13 protein-coding genes and 1 pseudogene are annotated in these 21719 nt (G+C 70.5%); 9 read left to right on the forward strand and 5 right to left on the reverse strand.

Annotation, left to right across the window (positions count from 1 at the left end; all coding sequences use genetic code 11):
* Positions 1 to 49: 49 nt before the first annotated feature.
* The 3 genes from HPT28_RS21730 to eccCa form a co-directional block, all read right to left on the reverse strand.
* On the reverse strand, positions 50 to 433 hold the full coding sequence (locus HPT28_RS21730; protein WP_219092871.1) for a hypothetical protein: 384 nt from the start codon (positions 431 to 433) through the stop codon (positions 50 to 52).
* A complete protein-coding gene (locus tag HPT28_RS27505; protein WP_219092872.1) occupies positions 434 to 5182 on the reverse strand; it encodes a putative adhesin in 4749 nt (1582 codons plus the stop codon).
* A 103-nt stretch (positions 5183 to 5285) separates the two neighbouring features.
* A complete protein-coding gene (gene eccCa, locus HPT28_RS21740; protein ID WP_219092873.1) occupies positions 5286 to 9260 on the reverse strand; it encodes a type VII secretion protein EccCa in 3975 nt (1324 codons plus the stop codon).
* 163 nt (positions 9261 to 9423) lie between these two features.
* Between eccCa and eccD the strand changes: the two genes are divergently transcribed.
* From eccD to HPT28_RS21770, 6 genes and pseudogenes are all read left to right on the forward strand, one after another.
* Positions 9424 to 10899, forward strand: coding sequence for a type VII secretion integral membrane protein EccD (eccD, locus tag HPT28_RS21745; protein WP_219092874.1), 1476 nt, complete (start codon positions 9424 to 9426; stop codon positions 10897 to 10899).
* A 195-nt stretch (positions 10900 to 11094) separates the two neighbouring features.
* Positions 11095 to 11388 carry a 30S ribosomal protein S15 gene (gene rpsO, locus HPT28_RS21750; protein WP_219092875.1) on the forward strand — a complete coding sequence of 98 codons (294 nt, stop codon included), beginning with the start codon at positions 11095 to 11097 and terminating at the stop codon, positions 11386 to 11388.
* 280 nt (positions 11389 to 11668) lie between these two features.
* Positions 11669 to 13894 (forward strand): polyribonucleotide nucleotidyltransferase, encoded by a 2226-nt coding sequence (locus HPT28_RS21755; RefSeq protein WP_219092876.1) that lies wholly within the window; start codon positions 11669 to 11671, stop codon positions 13892 to 13894.
* Positions 13891 to 15270 (forward strand): pitrilysin family protein, encoded by a 1380-nt coding sequence (locus tag HPT28_RS21760; RefSeq protein WP_219092877.1) that lies wholly within the window; start codon positions 13891 to 13893, stop codon positions 15268 to 15270. Before HPT28_RS21755 ends, HPT28_RS21760 begins: the two co-directional genes overlap by 4 nt.
* A 40-nt stretch (positions 15271 to 15310) precedes the next feature.
* Positions 15311 to 16066, forward strand: coding sequence for a 4-hydroxy-tetrahydrodipicolinate reductase (gene dapB, locus HPT28_RS21765; protein WP_219092878.1), 756 nt, complete (start codon positions 15311 to 15313; stop codon positions 16064 to 16066).
* A 12-nt stretch (positions 16067 to 16078) separates the two neighbouring features.
* Positions 16079 to 16531, forward strand: a pseudogene (locus tag HPT28_RS21770) (hypothetical protein); the annotation flags it as partial.
* 163 nt (positions 16532 to 16694) lie between these two features.
* Here HPT28_RS21770 and HPT28_RS21775 read toward each other — a convergent pair.
* Together HPT28_RS21775 and HPT28_RS21780 are read right to left on the reverse strand one after the other, a co-directional pair.
* On the reverse strand, positions 16695 to 17261 hold the full coding sequence (locus tag HPT28_RS21775; RefSeq protein WP_219092879.1) for a hypothetical protein: 567 nt from the start codon (positions 17259 to 17261) through the stop codon (positions 16695 to 16697).
* A 140-nt stretch (positions 17262 to 17401) separates the two neighbouring features.
* A complete protein-coding gene (locus HPT28_RS21780) occupies positions 17402 to 17641 on the reverse strand; it encodes a hypothetical protein (protein WP_219092880.1) in 240 nt (79 codons plus the stop codon).
* 241 nt (positions 17642 to 17882) lie between these two features.
* Between HPT28_RS21780 and thyX the strand changes: the two genes are divergently transcribed.
* The 3 genes from thyX (at position 17883) to HPT28_RS21795 (ending at position 21425) form a co-directional block, all read left to right on the forward strand.
* Positions 17883 to 18575 (forward strand): FAD-dependent thymidylate synthase, encoded by a 693-nt coding sequence (gene thyX / locus HPT28_RS21785; RefSeq protein WP_257579170.1) that lies wholly within the window; start codon positions 17883 to 17885, stop codon positions 18573 to 18575.
* A 158-nt stretch (positions 18576 to 18733) separates the two neighbouring features.
* Positions 18734 to 19633: a 4-hydroxy-tetrahydrodipicolinate synthase gene (gene dapA / locus HPT28_RS21790; RefSeq protein WP_219092882.1), complete on the forward strand. Its 900-nt coding sequence runs from the start codon at positions 18734 to 18736 to the stop codon at positions 19631 to 19633.
* Between the two features lie 106 nt (positions 19634 to 19739).
* Positions 19740 to 21425, forward strand: coding sequence for a ribonuclease J (locus HPT28_RS21795; RefSeq protein WP_219092883.1), 1686 nt, complete (start codon positions 19740 to 19742; stop codon positions 21423 to 21425).
* Positions 21426 to 21719 lie beyond the last annotated feature (294 nt).

Genomic DNA, 21719 nt, shown 5'->3' on the forward strand with positions numbered 1-21719 from the left:
GGATGCATGCTTGTGGCCTTGTTGTAGCCGCGCACCTGCGGGCGAATGATCAACTTGCGGCGCTGGAGAGAGTAGCCTCGATGAATTCTTCAGGCGGAAGATAGTTGTGGTCACTAATGTAGTGGATAATCATGCATGGTGCGGCGTATTCGATGCCCTGGCGGCCAACCACGCGAATCTCGCCAGTTCCGAGAAATGCCCCGTCGTGCCTCAGGCTTTTTTGCGCCTCACTGAATGTGGGGCACAGTTCGCAAAAATGGATCCCCCGGTAAACATTCGTCGGGTTGCGAGCCAGAGAAATCAGGACGCCCAGGAGAGCGGGAGGGGTGTCGCCCGTGGTGAAGGGGTGATGGCCGTCAAGCCAGCCAATGTTCAGTGCTGGGGTGCTGCTCTCAGAGTACCGGTACTCTGAGAGGTCGGGATAATAGGTCATTTAGCGCCTCGGGGAAATGTGTTCACGGCAAATAGCAACATGCACTGCGCCCATGTTGGGCTGGAGGATATCCGCTAGTGCGGTCGGCTCGGATACGCTGATCGAACGACTGCTGATATTCAAGTTGTCTGGTGGAGCGACTGTGTAGTTTGGTACATTCTTTCCCGGTCCAAACGTTTCCACGGGGTCAACTTTTTCACCTGTTTCCACCCGGAATCCTACGGAGTCCTTGAGGCGCTCGCCGTCTTCAACGTAGAACTTCAGCCAAGTGCCAGCCGGGACGGTGAAATCGCCTGATCCGCGCACATAATATCCGTGCCCGGTGACGACGTTCGATTTATCGGAGCGTCCGCGCCTTGTGACACTGTGTGCGTGATTATCGCCTACGCCTCGCCCGAATGTCGGTTCTGCACGACGATCGATGTCTTCTCGAGTGCACGGCGCGAGGCCGTGTGGGTCCGCCCACGTCTGTGGATTGTGTACGTATGCGGCCTGGTTGGGAGCAGGCAGTAGCCCCAGGGGGTCGGGGGTGGTGTAGCGGGCGGTGTCGGGGTCGTAGTGGCGGAAGTAGTTGTAGTGGAGCTCGGTCTCGGGGTCAGCGTATTGGCCGGGGAACCGGAGCGGCGTGTAGGCGGTGGCGTCACGGTTCCATGTGGTGCGACCCCAGAGGGTCGCCCGGGTGTGCCAGGCGATGTGGCCGGTCTCGTCGACGAGATCGGTCGGGGTGCCGACGAGGTCGGTGACGATGGCGAAGAAGCGGGCGTCGACCTCGGACTGGTCGGTGGGGTCGAGGCGGCGCTCGGTCTGGGTGAGGGGGCGGTAGCCGTCGTGGTCCCAGGTCAGGGTCGTGTGCGTGGTGGAGTTGGTTTCTTCGGCGAGCCGGGTGTCGTCCCAGGTGAAGCGGATCTCCTCGGCGACGGTGTGGCCGTCGGCGGCCAGGCGCTGCTTTGCGGTGCGGCGGCCGAGGGGGTCGTAGCGGTAGCGCCAGACGGTGCCGTCGGGGGTGGTGCAGCTGGTGAGGCGGTCCTCGGCGTCCCAGGTGTAGCGCCAGGTGTCGGGCTTGCGGGACAGCCGGGTCTTCTGGCGGAGCGTGGTGCGGCCGGCGGCGTCGTACGCGTAGCGGATGCGGCCGGCGGTGAGGAGACGGGTGCCGGCGTAGGTGCGCTCACCGCGCGCCTCGGAGTGAGGGGCGTGGTCGGGCCACTGGGCGGCGGTCTGGTTGCCGGCGCTGTCGTAGGCGTAGGTCTCGGACCAGCCGTCTGCCGTGACGCTGAGGGGGCGGCCGGTGGGGTCGAGCGTGTAGTGCTCGGTGTCGCCGGTGAGCCGGTCGGTGACGGCGGTGAGGTGATGGTCCGGGCGGTAGGTGTAGGCGCGTGAGCGCAGGGTGCGGGCCTGGCTGGTGAGCGTCTGGCTGGCGGGGCGGCCCATCGTGTCGAAGGTGGTCGCCAGGGTGATCGGGCTGTCCGGGGTGCCGAAGGAACGTTGCTGTTCGCGGCCGAGGGCGTCGAAAGCGAACGTCAGGGCGTGACCGTTGACGGTGAGGCCGGTGCGGTTGCCGGACTGGTCGTAGGTCAGCTCGGTGGTGGCACCGGTCGGGGTGGTGCGTGACGTACGACGGCCGAGGGCGTCGTAGCTGTAGCGCGTCGTGTGGCCGTCGACGGTTTCCGCGAGGACGCGGCCCATCACGTCACGCTCGAGAACGAGCGTCGAATCCGGGGTGGCCGCGCGTATGAGGTGGCCCGAGGTGTCGTAGACGTAGGCGGTGACGGTGCCCTCGACGTCCTTCGCCACGGGGCGGCCGAGGCTGTCGTGGGTGTAGCGGATCTCCTGGCCCAGGGGCGTGGTGCGGGAGGCCAGACGGCCCGCGGAGTCGTGGGCGTAGGCGACGGTGCGGTCGTCGAAGTCGGTCTCGGATACGAGGAGGCCGCGGGCGTTGTAGCCGTAGTCCCAGGTGAGGCCTTGCGGATTGAGGACCTGGGTGAGGCGCAGTTCGGTGTCGTAGCGGAACTCGTAGCGGACGCCGTCAGGGCCGGTGCGGGCGGTGAGCTTGTCGAAGTGCCCGTACTCCATGGCGGTCAGGCCGCCGCCCGGGGCCGTGTGGGACGTGCAGTTGCCCTCGCCGTCCCACGTCCACGCCTCGCTCGTACCGTCGGCCGCGATGCGACGGGACGGCTTGCCCTCGACCGTCCACTCGAGACGGGTCGTGCCGCCGAGCGGACCGGTGACGGTCACCGGTCGGCCGAACGCGTCCCGCGAGAGCGTGGCCGTGTTGCCCTCGGCGTCCGTGGCGGCCACGACGAGACCGGCGGGGTCGTTGCGGAGGCGCTGGGTGTTGCCCGCCGGGTCGGTGACGGTGGCGGTAGCCCCACGGTCGTCGTGAGTGAACCGGGTGGTGAGGCGTTCGGGCGTGGTGAGGGACGTGCGGTTGCCGCGCTCGTCGTAGGTCTGCAGCCACACGGCGCCGTCGGGGCCGGTGATTTCCACGGGCAGGTTCAGCGCGTCGTAGGTCGCTGCGGAGGTGGTGCCGTCGGGCAGGTGGACGGCGGTCAGGTTGCCGTGGTCGTCATAGGTGTAGGTGGTGGTGTGGCCCAGGGGGTCGGTTTGGGAGAGGAGGAGGTCGCGGCGGTCCCATTCCTGGCGGGTGGTGTGGCCGAGCGGGTCCGTCTCGGCGACGACCTGAGCCAGGTCGTTGAGCTGGAAGGTCGTGGTGGCGCCGGTGGAATCCGTGTGTCGGCTGACCCGGTTCCCGAGGTCGTAGGAGAGCGTCGAGGAGAGGTGGCCGTCGGGGCCGACGGTCTCGGTGACGCGGCCGCCGGCGTCGTAGACGTAGGTGAATGTGGAGTCGTTGCGGTCGGTCCACGACGTGATGCGGCCCTCGACGTCGTAGGTGAACCGCAGCGGCAGGCCGGAGGAGTTGGTGACGGCGTCGAGGTGGCCCGCGTCGTCGTAGCCGTACGCCATGACGCGCTGCGGGCCCTGCGCCGTGCGCAACGCGATGCTGGTCACGCGGTGGGGGCCGCCGTCGGGTAGCGCCGCGGTGCTGATCTCGACGTGATAGCCGCCGGTGTGGGTGAGGTCGGTGGGGATGCCGTCAGCGTCGCGGTGGACGTCGACGCGGTTGCCGTTGCGGTCCTCGACCTCCGCCAGCCAGCACAGGGCGGGGTCGTCGAAGACTCCGCCGGGAAGCTCTCCGCCGGCCGGGAAACGGCGGGTCAGACCGGTGTGCGGATCGGTCACGGTGAAGACGGCCGATCCGGCGTCGTCGGCCACGCGGACCAGGGGCAGGCGCGGGCCTTCCACCGGCAGTACCGGCTCTCCGTCCGGCTCCGGGGTGCGGGGGTAGACGAGAGTGGAGCCGTCCTGCCGGGCGAAGAACACGGAGCCGTCGCCGTCCACGTGGAGTCGCTCGTCCAGCGTGCAGGCCCAGGAGCGGCCGAAGGAGTGGCCGTATCGGTAGTCGGAGAGGTGTGTGCGCGACAGGACGAGCGGGAGCACGCCCGGCAGCTGGAGGTCCGTCTGGGTGAGGACCATCTGCCCGGTGGCGACGTCGATGGGGTCGCCCACGCACTTGTAGAGGTTGACCGGACGGCTGTCCAGCTGCGGGTTGGACAAGGAGTTGCGCAGCGAGTTCGGCTGTGTCTTCGTGCGCTTGAAGGGGAAGTCGAGCGGCTTGCCGGGCGCGATGGGACCGCCCCGGGGGCCGGGGCCCGGGTCGCCGCCCTGACCGGTCTTGATGCTGTTGAGCCGGTCGCGCGTGTCCCGTTCGTTGCCGTCGTGGAGGTCGGAGGTGGTGCGCACGCGCTTGGGGATGTTGCCGCCGACGTGGTCGGTGAGCGTTTTGTGGGCCTTGTCGAGCGCCTCCATCATGCGGTCGGCGACGGGGTCGATGACGCCGGCGATGTCGTCCTTGCCCCGGGTGCGGTTGTGGTTGCCGCGGGCGAGGGTCAGCTTGCTCTTGGTGCGGCCGTTCATGGTGATGCCGACGCCGTCGAGGGACGTGACGGCGCGGTCGTGCTCGCCCGGGTCGACGCTGAGCTTCTTCAGCAGCCCGCGCATGGTCGGCACGCCGTCGGCGGACGCCAGACCGAGGGACTCCTGACCGCTCTGCACCCCGTCCTGGAAGCCCTCCTTGCCGGCCTCACCGATCTTGTCCGTGTCGACGCCGTCCTGGAGGCCCAGGCCGTTGGCGGCGATCTGGACGACGAGTTCGGTGGCCATGCTCTCCAGGGCTACGACGGCCGGCTCGGCCATCGCGGCGATGATGTGCTTGACGGCCTCGTCCATCGCCGTCTGGATGGCCTCCTTGACCAGCTTCCGGCAGGTGGCGACGGCCGCCGCGCCGATCACCGCCGACGCGCCGAAGGTGAAGAACGCGCCGACCGCGCTGGTCGTCGCCGTGGCCGCGCAGGCGACGAGGTGTCCGACCGCGACGACCTTCTGCGCCTCGATGATGCCCGCGGCGCCGTCCAGCGCGGTCGCCATGATCCGCGCCGCGGAGGCCAGGTCCTTGAGGTGGGTGTTGTCCACCTTCTCCCAGTGGCTGTTCAGCGCCGTGAGCGCCTCACTCTCACCGGAGGAGATCAGCCGCTTCACGCCCTGCCGGGCCGAGTGGGCGTCGTCCTCGACGTCGTCGGCGAAGTCCCGCAGGTTGTCCGCCATGTCGCGGTACGCGTCCTCGTCGACGTTCGGCCACGGAACGCCGATGAGATCCAGCACCATGTCCGCCTCGGACGGCAACACCACTGCCATCGAACCCCGCCCCCCACCAGACCAGTTCACCCCGGGAATCGAACAACAATCTTGTCATAAGGGGGGTTGCGACCGTGGTGCGGCAACGGGTTACGGCCAGGCGTCAGACCTGGTTGTTCGGGAGCCAGCCGACCTGGACGAGTGGCGCGCCACGCTTCCGGGAAGCGAAGACGCCCCGCCCGGTCGGCATCGGCCGGGCGCGGACGTTGCCGAGGATGTCGCCCTCCATCGGGTCACCCGACAGGACGACGCCCTGGGCGCCGAGTTCCTTGATGCGCTGCATGAACGCCTCGTAGAACGACCGGGACGCGCCCGAGGCGTTGCGGGCGATGATGAACCGGACGCCGATGTCCCGTGCGAACGGCAGATGTTCGGTGAGGGCGGCGAAGGGGTTGCCGGTGGAGTTGGCGACCAGCTCCCAGTCGTCGATGATGATGAAGATGCGCGGCCCCGACCACCAGCTCCGGTCCCGCAGTTGCTGCGGCGTGACGTCGTCCGGGGGAGTGCGCTTCTCCATCAGGTCCCGCAGCGCCGCCACATGCGTGTCCAGCCCGTTGGACATGGCCGCGTACACGATGAGGTGGGAGTCCGGGATGCTGCCCAGGAGGCCACGCCGGTAGTCGGCGACGACGATCCGGGCCTCGTCGGGCGTGTAGCGCTCGGTGATCTGCTTGGCCAGCAGCCGGATGAGTGCCGTCTTGCCGGATTCGCTCTCGCCGAAGACGAGGAAGAACGGGTCGGTCTCGAAATCGACGTAGACCGGTTCGAGGTTGGTCTCGTCGAGGCCGAACGCGACGCCGCGCTCGGGATGCTCGTTGCCCTTGGGAAGCTGCTGTGCGGGCACCTCGCGCGGCAGCAGCCGTACGGCGGGCGCGGGGTCCGCCGTCCACGCCTCCCGCACCCGGGCGACCATCTCCTCCGTGCCCTCGGAGAGGGTGTCGGCGTCGTTGCCGCCGTCGATGCGCGGCATCGCGGCCATGAAGTGCAGCTTCTGCGGGGTCTGCCCGCGGCCGGGCACGCCCGCGGGCACGTTCGCGGCGACCTTCCGGTCGAACTCCGAGTCCATCGTGTCGCCGAGACGCAGCTCCAGCCGGTTGCCGAGCTGGTCCTTCAGCGCCGGCCGCATCTCCATGCTGCGCGACGACGTGGCGATGACGTGGATGCCGTAGCCCAGACCGCGCCCCGCGATGTCCGTCACGACCTCGGTCAGCAGGTCGTACTCCTGCTTGAAGCTCGCCCAGCCGTCGATGACCAGGAAGACGTCGCCGAAGGGCTGGTCGGTGATCTCCCCGCGGGCACGGCGTCGCCGGTAGGTGCCGACGGAGTCGATGGAATGTGCGCGGAAGTACTCCTCGCGGCGGGCGAGGATGCCGGCGACCTCGGCGACGGTGCGGCGCACGCGTTCCGGGTCCAGTCGCGAGGCGACGCCGCCGACGTGCGGGAGACCGGACACGGCCGTCATGCCGCCACCGCCGAAGTCCAGCCCGTAGAACTGCACTTCCCTCGGCGTGTGCGTCAGTGCGAACGACGAGATGATCGTGCGCAGCAGCGTCGACTTGCCCGACTGCGGCCCGCCGATGACGAGCATGTTGCCCGCCGCCCCGGAGAAGTCGACGTGGAGTACCTCGCGGCGCTGCTCGAAGGGCTTGTCGACGAGTCCGAGCGGGACGACGAGACGGCCGAGCTGCGGGTGGCCGGGGACGGTGAGTCCGCGGTCCTCCACCGTCGTCAGGCCCGGCAGCAGCTCGTCCAGCGGGGACGCCTTGTCCAGGGGCGGCAGCCACACCTGGTGGGCCGGGGGTCCCTGCCCGTCGAGCCGCCGGACGATGACGTCGAGCACGGTGTCGGCCAGCGCCTCGTCCTCCGCCGGGTCACCGGCGTCGGGGCGCTCGGCCTGCGGCTCCGCGGCGGCGTACTGGACGGGCACGGGCGCGGCCGTGAACCGGGCGGGCCGGCGCTCGACGGTCGGGCCGGTGCCGGAGCTCACCCGGTTCGAGGCGCCGGTGCGGTAGACGCCGGAGACGTAGGCGGCCTTGAAACGCGTCATCTCGTCGGTGCCGAACTTCAGGTAGCCGGAGCCGGGGACCGAGGGGAGGTGGTAGGCGTCGGGGACACCGATCGCGGTGCGGGATTCGGCGGCGGAGAAGGTGCGCAGGCCGATGCGGTACGACAGGTACGTCTCCAGGCCGCGCAGCCGCCCCTCCTCCAGCCGCTGCGAGGCGAGGAGCAGGTGGACGCCCAGCGACCGGCCGATGCGGCCGATCTGGATGAACATGTCGATGAAGTCGGGCTTGGCGGTGAGCAGCTCGCTGAACTCGTCGATGACGATGACCAGCGAGGCGATCGGGTCCAGCGGGGCTCCGGCGGCGCGGGCCTTCTCGTAGTCGTGGATGTTGGCGTAGTTGCCGGCGTCCCGGAGCATCTCCTGGCGGCGGTTGAGCTCGCCGCGGATCGAGTCGCCCATGCGGTCGACCAGCGTGAGGTCGTCGGCGAGGTTGGTGATCACCGCGGCGACGTGCGGCATGTTGGACATGCCCGCGAACGTCGCGCCGCCCTTGAAGTCCGCGAGGACGAAGTTCAGCGTCTCCGACGAGTGGGTGACGGCGAGGCCGAGCACGAGCGTCCGCAGCAGCTCCGACTTGCCGGAGCCGGTCGCGCCGACGCACAGACCGTGCGGGCCCATGCCGTCCTGCGCGGCCTCCTTGATGTCGAGCATGACGGGCTGGCCGTCCTCCCCGACGCCGATCGGCACCCGGAGCCGGTCGCCCTGCGAGCGGGGTCGCCAGGTGCGCGCGACATCGACCGAGGCAGCGTCGCCCAGCGCGAGCAGGTCGGTGAACTCGAGGTTGGCCAGGAGCGGTTCGTCGTCGTCCCCACCGGAGGAGACGCGCAGCGGAGCCAGCTGACGGGCGAGGGCCTCCGCGGGCTCCACCGCGAGCGTGTCGGGCTCGCCCTCGTAGACGAGGCCGCTCGCGGACTCCATGCGCAGCTCCTGCGGCCGCACCACGACGGACAGCCCGCCGCGTGGTTCCCGCAGCTCGCCCGGCACCACCTCGATGACCGTCACGCCCTGCAGTCCTTCGGGCGACGCGAACACCGAGGTGGGCGGCACCGTCGAACCGTCGAGAACGAGGACGACGTGCGGTTGGTCCAGGACGGGCTGGGCCTGCGGGTGGAACCGCGTCCGGCCGTCCAGCCGGGGCCGCAGCATCTCCTCCAGCTCGATCAGGTCTTCGCCGATCAGCCGGCGCGTGCCGGCGCCGTCGATCGAGCCCGGGAGCTGGACGTGCGGCAGCCACTTGGCCCACTCCCACCGGCCGGCCGCCTCCGCGCCGCCGGCCGCGACGGCGACCACCAGGTCGTCCGGCGAGTGCAGGGCGGTCATCTGGGCGACGAGAGCCCGCACGGAGCCGTGGACGCTGTCCGGACGGCCGGAGACGGTCAGGTGGTAGAAGGCCCGCAGGGAGAGCGCCATGGGCAGGCTGTCGACAGTGCTGTGCGTGGCGATGAACCGCTGCATGGCGCCGGCGGTCAGCGGCTCCAGCTCGTCCACCGGCGCCGTGTCGGGCGCGACGAGCGGGGAGGCGAGCTGCTGCGCCCCCAGCCCGACGCGGATCTGGCCGAAGTCCGCGTCGCCGACGCGGCGTTCCCAGACGCGACTGCCCTCGGCGACGAGTGCCCACAGCTGCTCGGGTGCCGGGTGCAGGTAGAACTGCGCGTCACGCTGCCTCGCGGCGTTCCGGTGCACTGTGCGCCTGGTCTGGGCGAGGTACTTGAGGTAGTCGCGGCGCAGCTGCGCCATCTGCCCCTGGGTGCCCCGGCGGAAGCGGATGACGGTGAACACGACCATGGCGACCGTCGAGACGGCCATGACCGCGCCCATGATCCGCATGAAGGGCATCGGCGACATGAAGAAGAACACCACGGACCCGCCCATGCCGAGCATGGGCACGACCTGCATGAGGACGCCTTCCTGAGGCCCCCGCGGCAGCTCCGGCGGGGGTTCGAGACGCACGTCGTCGCCAGGCACTTCGGGCGGCAGCACCCGCGGTGGGCGCTTGACGACGATCTGGCTCACGAGTGCATCAATCCCTCACAACGGACCGGAGGTTAGTCGGTGGCCGTCGCCCCCGTGGCAGCGGTCTCCCTCCGCGCTGGGCGATCCTACTCGGCGGATGGGCCCCGGGGTCCGGATAGGGTGTCGCTCGCCGCGTGCGCAACTGTGATGAGGGGGCCGTTAGGTGAGTACGTCAGCGAGCGCGTCGGCTCCGGCGCCGACCGCCACCACCACGGGGTTCTGCCGGGTGACGATCGTCGGGCCGGACAGTCGGATCGACGTCGCCCTGCCCGAGGACCTTCCGCTGGCGGACCTCTACCCGGAGATCCTGCGGCTGAGCGCGCAGACGCCCGCCGAGGGCGCCCCGGTGGGGTACAACCTGGTCCGCCGGGACGGGACGGTCCTGGACAGCGCCCGCTCGCTCCTGGCCCAACGCGTACTCGACGGCGAGGTGCTGAACCTGCGTCCGTTCGCGGAGTCGCTGCCGCCCGCCGTCTTCGACGACGTGTCCGACGCCGTCGCCTCGGCCGTCACCCGCGACCGCACCCTGTGGAACGACCGGCTGATGCGTCTGGCCGGGCTCGTCGGCGGTGTCGTGCTGCTGACGCTGATGGCCGGCATCGTCTGGTTCGCGGACCCGGTGGGTCACGACATGCACAGCCTTGCCGGGATCATCGCCGCCGTCACGGCCGTGCTGCTGCTGGCCCTGGCGGCCGTCCGGGCCCGGGTGTACGACGACCGGGCCGCGGGAAGGGCGCTCGGCCTGGCCGCCTTGCCGCACGCCATGGTCGCGGGCTCGGGCGTGCTGCCGCTGATGGACGGGCACGGCATCGGCCGGCTGCAGTTCCTGCTCGGCTGCGTGGCCGTGCTCCTCGCCGCCACGCTCCTGATCGCCGTCATGCCGGGAGGCGACGCCCCCTTCGTCGCCGCCGCCTTCGCGAGCGCCGTCGGCACACTCGCCGTGTTCGGCATGATCCTCTTCGACGCGGACGCTCTCACGGGTGCGGCCGTCTGCGCCCCCTTCGCCATCGGCGTCATGGCCTTCCTGCCCGGACTGTCGGCGCGCTTCGCCCGCCTTCCCATCGGGTACGCCCCGCCGCGGCCCAGCCAGGAGACGACGGCCATGACCGGCGGGGATCCGTTCGCCCCGGCCGACCCCGGCCCGGTGGACCCGGAGCGGATCTCCGGCCAGGTGCGGCGCGGCCACGAGATGCTGCTCGGGCTCGTCGCCGGCTGCGCCCTCGTCGTCGCCGGCGCCGCCACGACCCTCGGCTTCTCGGACAACGTCTGGGCTCAGGTCCTCGCGCTCGCCTCGGGGGTCGCCCTGCTCCTGCGCGCCCGCCTCTTCCGCTACACGTCGCAGATCGCGTGCGCCCTGGCGGCGGGCATCCTCGCCGTCGCGCTGCTCGTCACGGCGCTCGCGCTGAACTCGCCGGTGACCCAGGACGGGGGAGACCTGCGGACGCTGTGGCTCGCCGCCGCGCTCGCGGCGGGGGCGGCCCTGGTCACCGGCATCGGGCTCATCGTCCCGCGGACGGGACTCACCCCGTTCTGGGGCCGGTCCCTCGACCTCTTCGACGCGCTCGTCCTGCTGTCCCTCACCCCGCTGTGCCTCGCCGTGCTGGACGTCTACGACGCCGCCCGCTCCATGACGAGCTGAGCCCCGTGCCGTCCGGGTTCACGGACGGTGTACGCTACGGGTGGCCGTTTGTGTGCGCGGAGCCCCCAGTTCCGGGGGAGCGCCCGACGAGCCGGAAGAAGCCTCCCGAGTTCCGGAAGCTCCCCTGTGCAGTGGACCAGGGGCACTCGGTGGCGGCCCTGCCGCAGGGCGGGAACGAAACCCTAAGGAGTGCGCGTGTCCTCTCTCGACGCCGCGACGAAGAAGAAGATCATGTCCGAGTACGCCACCAAGGAGGGCGACACCGGCTCCCCCGAGGTCCAGGTGGCTCTGCTCACCCAGCGCATCAAGGACCTCACCGAGCACCTGAAGACGCACAAGCACGACCACCACTCGCGTCGTGGTCTGCTCCTCCTGGTCGGTCAGCGCCGTCGGCTGCTGCAGTACCTGGCCAAGAAGGACATCGCGCGCTTCCGTACCCTGGTCGACCGCCTCGGCATCCGCCGCGGCGCGGCTGGCGGCGCGCGCTGAGCCATGATGGAGGGAGCGGTTCCGCTGACCGGGGCCGCTCCCTTCGTCGTACCCCGCGAGACGCCTGATCTTTGTAGGCTGGCTCACGGGAGACGACCCACAACCGAATGAGGCGGAGCGCACCCGCACGACGCCGGTCCTCGGTAGTGGCCCCCGGACGGACCAGGACGTACGACAGTCCGGGAGCTTCGATCGAAGACCGGCCCGAACAGGGAGCGCTCCACCTGCCGCAGTCCGCCGCGACACGCGCGGTGGACGAACGTACGAGGAGATTTTCCTGGTGGAGAACGAGACCCACTACGCCGAGGCCGTGATCGACAACGGCGCGTTCGGCACCCGCACCATCCGCTTCGAGACGGGCCGTCTGGCGCGTCAGGCCGCCGGCTCGGCCGTGGCCTACCTGGACGACGACACCATGGTGCTGTCGGCCACCACCGCCTCGAAGAACCCGAAGGACCAGCTCGACTTCTTCCCGCTCACGGTGGACGTCGAGGAGCGCATGTACGCCGCGGGCAAGATCCCGGGGTCCTTCTTCCGCCGTGAGGGCCGGCCCTCTGAGGACGCGATCCTCACCTGCCGCCTCATCGACCGTCCGCTGCGCCCGTCCTTCAAGAAGGGCCTGCGCAACGAGATCCAGATCGTCGAGACGATCATGGCGCTCAACCCCGACCACCTCTACGACGTGGTCGCCATCAACGCCGCCTCCTGCTCCACGCAGCTGGCCGGCCTGCCGTTCTCCGGTCCCATCGGCGCCACCCGCGTCGCCCTGATCAAGGGCCAGTGGGTGGCGTTCCCGACGCACACCGAGCTGGAGGACGCCGTCTTCGACATGGTCGTGGCCGGCCGGGTGCTGCCCGACGGCGACGTCGCGATCATGATGGTGGAGGCCGAGGCCACCGAGAAGACCGTCGAGCTGGTCCGCGGCGGCGTCACGGCGCCGACCGAGGAGGTCGTCGCCGCCGGTCTGGACGCGGCGAAGCCCTTCATCAAGGTGCTGTGCAAGGCCCAGTCGGACCTGGCCGCCAAGGCCGCCAAGCCGACCGGCGAGTTCCCGATCTTCCTCGACTACCAGGACGACGTCCTTGAGGCCCTGACCGCCGCCGTGCGCGACGAGCTGGCCCAGGCGCTCACGATCGCGGGCAAGCAGGAGCGCGAGACGGAGCTGGACCGCGTCAAGGCCGTCGCCGCCGAGAAGCTGCTGCCGCAGTTCGAGGGCCGGGAGAAGGAGATCTCCGCGGCCTACCGCTCCCTGACCAAGCAGCTCGTGCGCGAGCGCGTGATCAAGGAGAAGAAGCGCATCGACGGCCGCGGGGTCACCGAGATCCGCACCCTGGCCGCCGAGGTCGAGGCCATCCCGCGGGTGCACGGGTCGGCGCTGTTCGAGCGCGGCGAGACCCAGATCCTGGGCGTCACCACGCTGAACATGCTCCGGATGGAGCAGCAGCTCGACACCCTCTCGCCGGTGACGCGCAAGCGCTACATGCACAACTACAACTTCCCGCCCTACTCCACCGGTGAGACGGGCCGCGTCGGCTCCCCCAAGCGCCGCGAGATCGGCCACGGCGCCCTCGCCGAGCGCGCCCTGGTGCCGGTGCTGCCCACCCGCGAGGAGTTCCCCTACGCGATCCGCCAGGTCTCCGAGGCGCTGGGCTCCAACGGCTCGACGTCCATGGGCTCGGTGTGCGCCTCCACCATGTCGATGCTCAACGCCGGTGTGCCGCTCAAGGCGCCCGTCGCCGGTATCGCCATGGGCCTGATCTCGCAGGAGATCGAGGGCGAGACGCACTACGTCACCCTGACCGACATCCTCGGTGCCGAGGACGCCTTCGGTGACATGGACTTCAAGGTCGCCGGCACCCGCGAGTTCGTCACCGCGCTGCAGCTCGACACCAAGCTCGACGGCATCCCCGCCTCCGTGCTGGCCGCCGCGCTGAAGCAGGCCCGCGACGCCCGCCTGCACATCCTCGACGTCATGGGCGAGGCCATCGACGTCCCGGACGAGATGTCCCCGAACGCCCCGCGGATCATCACCGTGAAGATCCCCGTGGACAAGATCGGCGAGGTCATCGGCCCGAAGGGCAAGATGATCAACCAGATCCAGGAGGACACCGGCGCCGACATCACGATCGAGGACGACGGCACGATCTACATCGGTGCCGCCGACGGCCCGGCCGCCGAGGCCGCCCGCACCACGATCAACGGCATCGCCAACCCGACGATGCCCGAGGTCGGCGAGCGCTACCTCGGCACGGTGGTGAAGACGACGACCTTCGGCGCCTTCGTCTCGCTGCTCCCCGGCAAGGACGGCCTCCTGCACATCTCGCAGATCCGCAAGCTCGCCGGCGGCAAGCGCGTGGAGAACGTCGAGGACGTCCTCGGCGTGGGCCAGAAGGTCCAGGTCGAGATCGCCGAGATCGACCAGCGCGGCAAGCTGTCCCTCATCCCCGTCCTGGAGGACGAGGAGAGCGGCGACGGCGAGAGCGCCGAGGCCGCGGACGCCAAGTGACGCGTACGAGCCGTTCGACGGCCCGCCCCTCCCGAGTGGAGCGGCGGGCCGTCGCCCGTACCACGACCCTGCTGCCCGGCGAGGACGGCGCCGGAACCGTCCGCCGCACGGTGCTCCCCGGCGGGCTGCGCGTCGTCACCGAGACCCTGCCGACCGTCCGCTCGGCCACCTTCGGCATCTGGGCGCACGTCGGTTCCCGGGACGAGACGCCCACGCTCAACGGCGCCACCCACTACCTGGAGCACCTGCTCTTCAAGGGCACCCGGCGGCGCAGCGCGCTGGAGATCTCCGCGGCGCTGGACGCCGTCGGCGGCGAGATGAACGCCTTCACCGCCAAGGAGTACACCTGCTACTACGCGCGCGTGCTCGACAACGACCTGCCGCTGGCCATCGACGTCGTCTCCGACATGCTCACCGGCTCGCTCATCCGCCCCGAGGACCTGGACGCCGAGCGCGGCGTCATCCTCGAGGAGATCGCGATGACCGAGGACGACCCGGGCGACTGCGTGCACGACCTGTTCGCCCAGACCCTCTTCGGCGACACCCCGCTCGGCCGCCCCGTCCTCGGCACCGTCGAGACGGTCGAGGGCCTGACCCGGGACCGGGTCGCCCGCTTCTACCGCAAGCACTACGACCCGACCCGCCTCGTCGTGGCCGCCGCCGGCAACCTCGACCACCGGGCCGTCGTCCGCCAGGTCCGGGCCGCCTTCGAGCGCGCCGGGGCGCTGAGCCGCACCGACGCCACGCCGCTGCCGCCGCGGTCGGGCAACCGCCGGGTGACGGCGGCGGGCCGGCTCGACGTCGTGCGCCGCCGCACCGAGCAGGCCCACCTCGTCCTCGGCATGCCCGGTGTCGCCCGCACCGACGAACGGCGCTGGGCCCTCGGCGTCCTCAACGCCGCCCTGGGCGGCGGCATGAGCAGCCGGCTCTTCCAGGAGATCCGCGAGAAGCGCGGCCTGGCCTACTCCGTCTACTCCCACACCTCCGGCTACGCCGACTGCGGGCTGTTCGGCGTCTACGCGGGCTGCCGCCCCGGCCAGGTACACGACGTCCTGCGGATCTGCCGCGAGCAGCTCGCCGACGTCGCCGAGAACGGGCTGCCCGAGGAGGAGCTGCACCGGGCGATCGGCCAGCTCTCCGGGGCCACCGTCCTCGGCCTGGAGGACACCGGCGCCCTCATGCACCGTCTCGGCAAGAGCGAGCTGTGCTGGGGCGAGCAGATGTCCGTTGACACGATGCTGTCCCGCATCGGCTCCGTCACGCCGGACGACGTGCGCGCCGTCGCGGCCGACGTGCTGGGCCGGCGGCCCTCGCTGTCGGTCATCGGCCCGCTCACCGAGAAGCAGTCCGCCAGGCTGGACACCGCCGTCGCCTGACGCCCTCCCGTACCGCCCCGACCCGAAGGAACACCCAACGATGAGCAAGCTGCGCGTGGCCGTGATCGGCTCCAGGGGCCGGATGGGCGCCGAGGCCGTCCAGGCCGTGGACGCCGCCGAGGACCTCGAACTCGTCGCCGCCCTGGGCCGCGGCGACCGGCTGGAGACGCTGACCGAGACCGGGGCCCAGGTCGCCGTCGAGCTGACGCACCCGGACTCCGTGATGGCCAACGTCGAGTTCTGCGTCCGCAACGGCATCCACGCCGTCGTCGGCACCACCGGGTGGACCGACGAGCGCCTCGCCACCCTGCGCGCCCAGCTGGCCGACTCCCCGGGGACCGGCGTCCTCATCGCCCCCAACTTCGGCATCGGCGCCGTGCTCACCATGCGCTTCGCCCGCCAGGCCGCCCGGTTCTTCGATTCCGTCGAGGTCGTCGAACTGCACCACCCCGGCAAGGCCGACGCGCCCAGCGGCACGGCCGTGCGCACCGCCCAGCTCATCGCCGAGGCCCGCCGGGAGGCCGGATGCGCCCCGCAGCCGGACGCGACCACCACGGCGCTGGAGGGTGCCCGCGGCGCCGACGTGGACGGGGTGCCCGTGCACGCGGTCCGGCTGCGCGGCCTCGTCGCCCATCAGGAGGTCCTCCTCGGCGGCGAGGGCGAGATGCTCACCCTCCGGCACGACTCGCTGCACCGCTCGTCGTTCATGCCCGGCGTGCTCCTCGGCGTAAGGCGCGTGCCCTCGACCCCCGGCCTCACCTTCGGTCTGGAACACTTCCTCGACCTGGACGACTAGGAGGGCCCACCCATGCGGGCCAAGATCACGTACTTCGTGCTGGCGGCGGTGCTCGTCGTCTACTTCGCGCTGGTCGGCAGCCGGGGCGTGCTGCTGATCCAGCAGGGCACGGCGATCACCGTCACCTTCGGCGTCGCCGTGCTCGTGCTGCCGCTCATCGGCATCTGGTTCCTGTGGCAGAACACCCGCTTCGCCCTGAGCGCCGGACGGCTCGCCCGGGAGCTGGACGCCGAGGGCGGGCTGCCGCGGGACGAGCTCGAGCGCACCCCCTCCGGGCGCATCGACCGGGCCTCCGCCGACGCCGTCTTCGCCCGTCGGCAGGCCGAGACGGAGGAGCGACCGGAGGACTGGCGCAGCTGGTTCCGGCTGGCCGTCGCCTACCACGACGCCCGCGACACCCCGAGGGCCCGCAAGGCCATGCGGCACGCCATCACGCTGCATCGCCGCGAGGAGACGTCGCGGGCCGCGCGCCCGGCCGCGGAACCGGCCACCGGCGACCGGGAGACCTCCGGCGACCGGGAGACCTCCGGCGACCGGGAGAAGACCTCCGGAGCCCAGGCGGCCTCGGAATCCCGGGAGACCGACGGCGAGGGCGCGCCGCAGACCCGGTAACGGGGAACCCCGCCGCTCAGCCCCGTCCTCCGGGTCCGTAGTCGGCAGCCCAGGCCTCCAGCACGTCCGCGGCCCGCTCGAAGCTCTCCGGCTTGCCGAGGAAGTCCGCGCTCCGGTCGGTCACGAGCGTGCGCAGCGGTTCGCCCGAACGCCGCTCGATCAGCACGGCCTGCCCCTGCACGGTGCGCGGGAGGCCGAGCCAGCGCACCGGCTGCTGCACCGTGCGCACGGCCGCGATCTTCGGCCACTTCACGGTGACGGTGTGCGTCAGGTTGACCTGCCGCACACCGTGCGAGCTCACCCACACGCCCACCCGCAGCACCCGCAACGCGACCAGCAGCAGCGCCCCCGCGGAGCCCAGGCACACGGCGGCGCCCGACAGCGTGCCGGCCAGGGTGATGACGACGGCGGAGATCAGCAGGTAGGCGGCCAGCAGGAGCAGCACGGCCGCGCTGCCGACCCGCCACGGCCCCGGACGGTAGGGGCGGCGCCACCGGCCCCGGTCCGCGTAGGGCAGCGGTTCCTCGGAGATCTCGGCGCCCGCGCTCTGTTCGTGGTCGGCCGACAGGATGGTCAGGGGCACGACGGGTCCTCGCTCGCGATCCGGGCTGTGCGGCAGGGCGGGATGCCCGCCTTGTGATCGGTGAGGTTATCGGGACCGCCCGCGCCCGGTCACCCCCGGGCGCACAACACGGCGCGCCCGGCGTATCCGGGCGCCCCCGTTCAGCGGTTCTCCGTCGCTTCCTGCTGCTGTCCGCGCGGCTCCTCCAGCCGCACGTCCAGCGCGGGCGCGGCCAGCAGCATCGAGCCTATGAGCCCGGCCACGACGACGAGCGTCAACAGCACGCGCCCCGCCAGCTCGCCGACGCTCGGCCGCTCCCGCGGCGGCGGCGTGACGTTACTGCGGAACCGCTGGGCCTCCACGTCAGGGGCGAACGGCTCGGGTTCTCCGCGGCGGAACATGGGCTCCGGCTCCTTCTGGTCATGATCGACGGCTACGCGGTGAACGTCCGGCGTTTCGCCCGCGTGCCCGATTTCGGGGACTTCCTCAAACATGTGGACGACAAGGACAGGTCTGCGGTTGCTTGCCCCGAGCCGGGCGGTGCCGGGGCCGTCCCAGCCGGGCCGTAGGCTGGGCGCCGCCGACGATGGACGTGATCCGGAAGGACCCTTGGTGACCGACGAACCCCGCTTCCGCAGCGACATGACCGTGGAGCTGGTCAAACACAGCGCGGCCGACACCGACGTCCTGTGGGCGGCCCGGGTCTCCACGGCCGGGGAGCAGTCGCTGGACGAGCTCAGCAAGGACCCGGAGCGGTCCAAGGGTCTGATCAACTACCTCATGCGGGACCGGCACGGCAGCCCGTTCGAGCACAACTCGATGACGTTCTTCGTCAGCGCCCCGCTCTTCGTCTTCCGGGAGTTCCACCGCCACCGGGTGGGCTGGAGTTACAACGAGGAGAGCGGGAGGTACCGGGAGCTGGAGCCGGTCTTCTACGTGCCGGACGCCACGCGGAAGCTCGTGCAGCAGGGTCGGCCGGGCAAGTACGAGTTCGTCGAGGGCACCCCGGAGCAGCTGAAGCTGGTCGAGGCGGCCATGACCGCCTCCTACGAGCAGTCCTACGCGGCCTACCAGGAGATGCTGGAGGCCGGGGTGGCGCGCGAGGTCGCGCGGGCGACCCTGCCCGTCGGGCTGTACTCCTCCATGTACGCCACCTGCAACGCCCGCTCGCTCATGCACTTCCTCGGGCTGCGCACCAAGCACGAGCTGGCCAAGGTGCCCTCGTTCCCCCAGCGGGAGATCGAGATGGTCGCCGAGCGGATGGAGGCGGAGTGGGCCCGGCTCATGCCGCTGACCCATGCGGCCTTCAACGCGAACGGCAGGGTCGCCCCCTAACCCGTCGGTTGTGTCCGGATTGCGGTAGTTCATGGGGTTCATCTACGCTGAAAGCACGGACCCGGCACTGCTTGAACCCCCGAGCAGGCAGTGCCGGGATCCCCATGTGTGAGCCCCGAGGGGGCATTCGGCATGCACCTGCGAGTAGCGTGGACCCCATGGCTCCGACCTCCACACCGCAGACGCCCTTCGGGCGGGTCCTCACCGCCATGGTCACGCCGTTCACCGCGGACGGCGCGCTCGACCTCGACGGTGCCCAGCGCCTTGCCGCTCACCTCGTGGACGCCGGGAACGACGGCATCGTCGTCAACGGCACCACCGGCGAGTCGCCCACGACCAGCGATGCGGAGAAAGCACAGCTCGTCCGGGCGGTCGTGGAGGCCGTCGGGGACCGGGCGCACGTCGTGGCCGGAGCCAGCACCAACAACACGGCCCACAGCCTGGAGCTCGCCAGTGCCGCCGAGCAGGCGGGCGCCCACGGCCTCCTCGCGGTGACGCCCTACTACAGCAAGCCGCCGCAGGAGGGCCTCTACCGCCACTTCACGGCCATTGCGGACGCCACCGAGCTGCCCGTGATGCTGTACGACATCCCCGGCCGCTCCGGGGTCCCGATCAACACGGAGACGATCGTCCGGCTCGCCGAGCACCCGCGGATCGTCGCCAACAAGGACGCCAAGGGCGACCTCGGGCGGGCGAGCTGGGCCATCGCCGCCTCCGGCCTCGCCTGGTACTCGGGTGACGACATGCTGAACCTCCCGCTGCTCTCGGTGGGCGCCGTCGGCTTCGTCTCGGTCATCGGTCACGTCGTCTCGCCCGAGCTGCGCGCGATGCTCGAGGCCTACACCAGCGGCGACGTCACGAAGGCGACGGAGATCCACCAGAAGCTCCTGCCCGTCTTCACCGGTATGTTCCGCACCCAGGGCGTGATCACCACCAAGGCCGCCCTCGCCCGCCAGGGCCTGCCGGGCGGCCCGCTGCGGCTCCCGCTGGTCGAGCTGACGGAGGAAGAGACCGAGCAGCTGAGGCGCGATCTCGCCGCCGGCGGGGTAACGCTGTAGTCACCACGGACTTCACAATCACATAGCGACACAACTGAACCTGCACAACCAAACGCGCGCGCCACGTGCCCGGCAGGGTGCGTGGCGCGTGTGGTGAGGAGCTTTCTTGAGCCATCCACATCCAGAGCTCGGCCCCCCGCCGAAGCTCCCGAAGGGCGGCCTCAGGGTCACCCCGCTCGGCGGCCTGGGCGAGATCGGCCGCAACATGACCGTCTTCGAGTACGGCGGCCGTCTGCTCATCGTCGACTGCGGCGTCCTCTTCCCAGAGGAGGAGCAGCCCGGCATCGACCTGATCCTGCCGGACTTCAGCTCGATCCGGAACCGTCTGGACGACATCGACGGGATCATCCTCACGCACGGGCACGAGGACCACATCGGCGGCGTCCCGTACCTGCTGCGCGAGAAGCCCGACATTCCGCTGATCGGCTCCAAGCTGACCCTCGCCCTCATCGAGGCCAAGCTTCAGGAGCACCGCATCCGCCCCTACACACTCGAGGTGCGGGAGGGTGACACAGAGCGCATCGGCCCCTTCGACTGCGAGTTCATCTCGGTCAACCACTCGATTCCCGACGCCCTGGCCGTCGCGATCCGCACCCCGGCCGGTCTCGCCGTGCACACGGGCGACTTCAAGATGGACCAGCTTCCGCTGGACGGCCGTCTGACGGACCTGCGGGCCTTCGCCCGGCTGGGCGAAGAAGGCATCGACCTGCTGCTCAGTGACTCGACCAACGCCGAGGTCCCGGGCTTCGTTCCGCCCGAGCGGGACATCTCGCAGGTCCTGCACCAGGTCTTCGGCCGGGCCAAGCGGCGCATCATCGTGGCGAGCTTCGCCAGCCACGTGCACCGCATCCAGCAGATCCTCGACGCCGCCCACGAGCACGGCCGCAAGGTGGCCTTCGTCGGCCGCTCGATGGTCCGCAACATGGGGATCGCCCGTGACCTGGGCTACCTGCGGGTTCCGGCCGGGCTCGTCGTCGACGTCAAGACCCTCGACGACCTGCCGGAGCACGAGGTGGTGCTCGTCTGCACCGGCTCGCAGGGCGAACCGATGGCCGCCCTGTCCCGGATGGCCAACCGGGACCACCAGATCCGCATCGTCCAGGGGGACACCGTCATCCTGGCGTCGTCACTCATCCCGGGGAACGAGAACGCGGTCTACCGGGTGATCAACGGCCTGACCCGTTGGGGCGCCAACGTCGTCCACAAGGGCAACGCGAAGGTCCACGTCTCCGGCCACTCCTCGGCCGGTGAGCTGCTGTACTTCTACAACATCTGCCAGCCGCGCAACCTCATGCCCGTCCACGGCGAGTGGCGGCACCTGCGGGCCAACGCGGAGCTGGGCGCCCAGACCGGCGTCCCGCACGAGCGGTGCGTCATCGCGGAGGACGGCGTCGTCGTCGACCTGGTCGAGGGCAAGGCCAACATCGTGGGGAAGGTGCAGGCGGGATACGTGTACGTGGACGGCCTGTCGGTCGGCGACGTCACGGACGCGGCGCTCAAGGACCGCCGGATCCTCGGGGACGAGGGCATCATCTCGATCTTCGTCGTCGTGGACAGCACCACGGGCAAGATCACCGGGGGCCCGCACATCCAGGCCCGGGGCTCCGGTATCGATGACGCCGACTTCTCGTCGTTGATGCCCAGGATCGACGAGGCCCTGGCCAAGGCGGCACAGGACGGCATCGGGGAGGTGCACCAGCTCCAGCAGCTCGTGCGCCGCACGGTGGGCAAGTGGGTGTCCGACACCTACCGCCGCCGGCCGATGATCCTCCCGGTCGTGGTGGAGGTCTGACGAAGCCTCAGTTGTTGCACGGGGCGGGTGGCCCGGATTTGCATCCGGGCCACCCGCTCCAGTACGTTTACGACCCTGCCTCACGGGGAACCGCGGCGCCGTACGGCGCCCGAGGGAACCGAGGGCGGGGAAATCCGACTCCGTACATCTGATACGGTCGGGTGCCGCCGAAAGGCAAAAGGATTCCGACTCCTGCGAGACGAAATCGGACGGGGAAACCCGCCGAAAACATCTGGTAAAGTCGGAGACACCGAAGGGAAGCGCCCGGAGGAAGCCCGGAAGGGAATCCGAAGG

It is taken from the genome of Streptomyces sp. JJ38 (assembly GCF_019303475.1).
GTDB lineage: Bacteria > Actinomycetota > Actinomycetes > Streptomycetales > Streptomycetaceae > Streptomyces.

What these genes read in the sequence shown, in the direction of transcription:
- HPT28_RS21730 (WP_219092871.1), bottom strand. Translation starts at nt 433, where the DNA reads ATGACCTATTATCCCGACCTCTCAGAGTACCGGTACTCTGAGAGCAGC.
- HPT28_RS27505 (WP_219092872.1), bottom strand. Translation starts at nt 5,182, where the DNA reads ATGGCAGTGGTGTTGCCGTCCGAGGCGGACATGGTGCTGGATCTCATC.
- dapB (WP_219092878.1), top strand. Translation starts at nt 15,311, where the DNA reads ATGAGCAAGCTGCGCGTGGCCGTGATCGGCTCCAGGGGCCGGATGGGC.
- HPT28_RS21780 (WP_219092880.1), bottom strand. Translation starts at nt 17,641, where the DNA reads ATGTTCCGCCGCGGAGAACCCGAGCCGTTCGCCCCTGACGTGGAGGCC.
- thyX (WP_257579170.1), top strand. Translation starts at nt 17,883, where the DNA reads ATGACCGTGGAGCTGGTCAAACACAGCGCGGCCGACACCGACGTCCTG.
- dapA (WP_219092882.1), top strand. Translation starts at nt 18,734, where the DNA reads ATGGCTCCGACCTCCACACCGCAGACGCCCTTCGGGCGGGTCCTCACC.